The following is a 2,996-nucleotide window of genomic DNA, read 5'->3' on the forward strand; positions in this document are numbered from 1 at the left end:
CTTAAACCTTCATAAGAGGTTAGCCCCGATAAAGCCCCAAGCCATGCACCACGGCGCACAAGCGTGCCATGAACCGGTATTATGGCAACATTGTTTTGTACTACATAAGTTTCAGGGGGTCTTAAAGCTTCTGTATTCTCTTGCGAATAAGCTTCAATGGGAAACTTTTCTCCCTCAAAAAGACGCGGTGCAAGAGCATTGAGAATGACATCAAGTTTTGTCGAGGCAAGCATATGTGGAACCCCAAAAAGCCGTGATGCCAAAAACGGCATATCAAGATTATTCACCATTTTTATGTGCCTCACTGCCTTGGTTACTTTCATAAGTCTCAGAAGGTTCTGAATCTGCTGTATCAATCACTTGATTGCTACCAGAAGGCGCTGCCATATCCGTGTCAAAAGATAAGCCGCGCGCACGAGCGTCTGTGTGCTCTTCTTCAAGTTCGGCATGAATGCTGTCGATATCAAAGCCACGCTCGGCAAGTGCCATGCGTCGTGTTTTCAAGCCTGCACGAATTTCTTCTTTTTCCGCTGAGATATCCTTGTTTGGATCAATCATTTCAAGCGGGGGTGCAAAGCTTTCACATTGAAGCCATGGCAAGGGATTTTCTTCCCACCCTGGCAAATTGACGCATCCAGAAAGCACTGCCATTTCAACAAAACGCTCCCACACAATGCGGTTAAACTGAAAGGCAATGATATGTTCACGCCATTGTTTGACGTGCCGTCTAAACTGAATGATAGAGGTACGCACATTGGAAAAATTGCCGCGCGTAACGTCTCCAGTCACAACGGCATAAGGCATATTAAGTGCTGCACAAATTTTCAAGATATTGCGAAATTGAAAAGCCTCATAAGAACCTCCAACCTCAACAGGATTTGAGAATGTAACTTCTTTATTCTCTCCTAAATAAAGAGATGCACCGGGCGCAATGACAGGTGCTTTGTATTCTTCTTCAACGTTGTTTTTATCACGATTATCGGATAATTTTTCGACGTTTGGTGAATTGTCCTTGACAAACGCCGCGAAAAGAGCCGCCGTCCTTTTTCTATCGAGTTCTGCGTCGTCATAGGATTCGAGTTGAAAGATCTTTGTCATAGCGCGCGTTATTTTTGGAGAACCGCGCAATTGTCCTGCGATACGGCGCTCTTTGATGTGAAGGACCATTTCAGCAGGGACGCGCACGCGCTCTTGGCTCTCAAATGCTATATTTGCAGGGACATCATCATAGGGGTGATGTTCCCAGAAATGATAAGCAACACGCTTGCCACTGGCATTAAATTCAATCCCCATACGAATGTAATTGCCTTCAATATCAGCCGGTCCATTGTAAGTAAGGTCTAACATTTCGGTGGGATAAACTTGTAATTGAAGTGGTACACCAGAGCGCCCGTAGAGGTCAACATAATGTAGTCTTACAAAACATTCACCAGTTAAAAAGACCTCTCGTGCAATGGTTGCTTGAAGTCCATAAAAATTGGCATCTTCATCATAGTCTGCTTCATCAACCCATTGCCACCATAAGTCTAAAAGCTTTTTCTTTTCTTCTTGAAAACCTTCAATACGAGGATAGGGTTTAATCCCATCACTAACAGCCGCAGAGACCCATTCTTCTGTTGCAGACCCATAAAGAGATTCATTGTCATAAAGCCATCTTGAACGGGCAACAATGGTATCACCGCATTCTTCAATCGCTTTATTAATATGTTTTTTTGCGGGGTCAAAACCACCCATACGGCGGCTTTTGCTTGCCGCTTCAAAATGGGGATTGTGTTGACGAGAAATTTTAAAAAAGCCCGTGAGTTTATTGATAAAGCCAGCCATTAATAGCCTCGTGATATATTAAAATAGAAAACGCGTGAACGCTTGCGTCCTTCAAGGTTGGCTATTTGTGTGTTCAGCATCTCAAGCGCTCTGCGCAGTTCCTCAACAGAGCGGTTGCTTACTTGCTTATCGCCATGGCGTACCGATTGTGCACCTGAATAAAGAGCCTCTTCAATTTGTTCACGCCGCCTTTTTAAACTTTCCAGTCTGTTAATTTTGCTGTTTACTTGGTTCAAGTCTGTATCCATAAATTACCTCCAATCCCCTTGCATATAAGGATTCATCACCGTTCTGGATTGTTTCCTTTGAGGTTGTGCTGTCTGAGATCTTCTTGGAGCAGGAGAGGGCACATGTTCTGATGTTGGCTGCTCTAAAGAGCCTTCAATTTTAAGTTTTTCCAGACGCTCTTCTAAGATATCGACTTCTCGATTAAGGTTTATTCCTGCCGAAATCAGACCTTGTAAAGCCGCATAAGCATAGACCCTACAGTCCAAGGCTTCATTTCTTGCCTTTTCACTTTTTTGCCATTCAATACGCTTGAAGCCTTTAAAATATTTGATGACTTTTCTTTCAGCGGTCAGTTGGTCAAAATATTCCCGATCAAGGCTTTTGTGAAAGTGTGTTGCACCAGCACCCGATGCTTCAGGTCCGGATTTTTTAAACCGTGCCGTGATAATATCTTTTGCTGCATCAACCCCAACAATATAGAGATTAATCTGTCCTTTGTTGTTTCTACTTGGACGGCGTGGCCATACCGCACGCCATCCCGCTTGCCCCTTAATTCCCCAGATACGTCGTCCCTCACGGGGGCGCACGTAATTATAAACCGCTTGTGTGTGTCCACCACCGGTATCAATACAAGCAGCTGTTATCCTAATTCCCTCTTTATAGCCTGTATGTGGCCAGCGTTTTGTAAGGTATTCATCCAGCTGGTCCCATACTTCAAAAGAAGAGGGATCACCAAGGATAACTTGATAATCAATATGCCAACTTTCTTCACTGCGTCCCCATCCAACCACTTCAAGTTCTAAGCGGTCATTTTGCACATCAATACCAGCTGTTAACAACACGGCTTGTTCTGGTGCAAGGGGATAATCTTCGCGTTTTGCATAGAGACTATCTGGGTCAACAACTTCGCCTGTTCTGTCCTCCCATGGCTCTCCAAGCACTGT

The 2,996-nt window shown here is 44.2% G+C and carries 3 protein-coding genes and 1 pseudogene; all 4 read right to left on the bottom strand.

Features of this window, described 5'->3' with window-relative positions:
* A pseudogene (locus ACFILW_RS09290) lies at positions 1-290 on the bottom strand (S49 family peptidase); the annotation flags it as partial.
* Positions 280-1,824 (bottom strand): phage portal protein, encoded by a 1,545-nt coding sequence (locus tag ACFILW_RS09295; protein WP_375685646.1) that lies wholly within the window; start codon positions 1,822-1,824, stop codon positions 280-282. The gene ACFILW_RS09295 and the pseudogene ACFILW_RS09290, both read right to left, overlap by 11 nt.
* A complete protein-coding gene (locus ACFILW_RS09300) occupies positions 1,824-2,072 on the bottom strand; it encodes a phage head-tail joining protein (RefSeq protein ID WP_375624290.1) in 249 nt (82 codons plus the stop codon). Before ACFILW_RS09300 ends, ACFILW_RS09295 begins: the two co-directional genes overlap by 1 nt.
* Positions 2,073-2,075: 3 nt before the next feature.
* A partial coding sequence (locus ACFILW_RS09305; RefSeq protein WP_375685648.1) for a terminase gpA endonuclease subunit occupies positions 2,076-2,996 on the bottom strand: 921 nt, incomplete at its 5' end.

The sequence above is a fragment of the Bartonella sp. TT110JLCBS genome (genome assembly GCF_042193405.1).
Taxonomy (GTDB): domain Bacteria; phylum Pseudomonadota; class Alphaproteobacteria; order Rhizobiales; family Rhizobiaceae; genus Bartonella.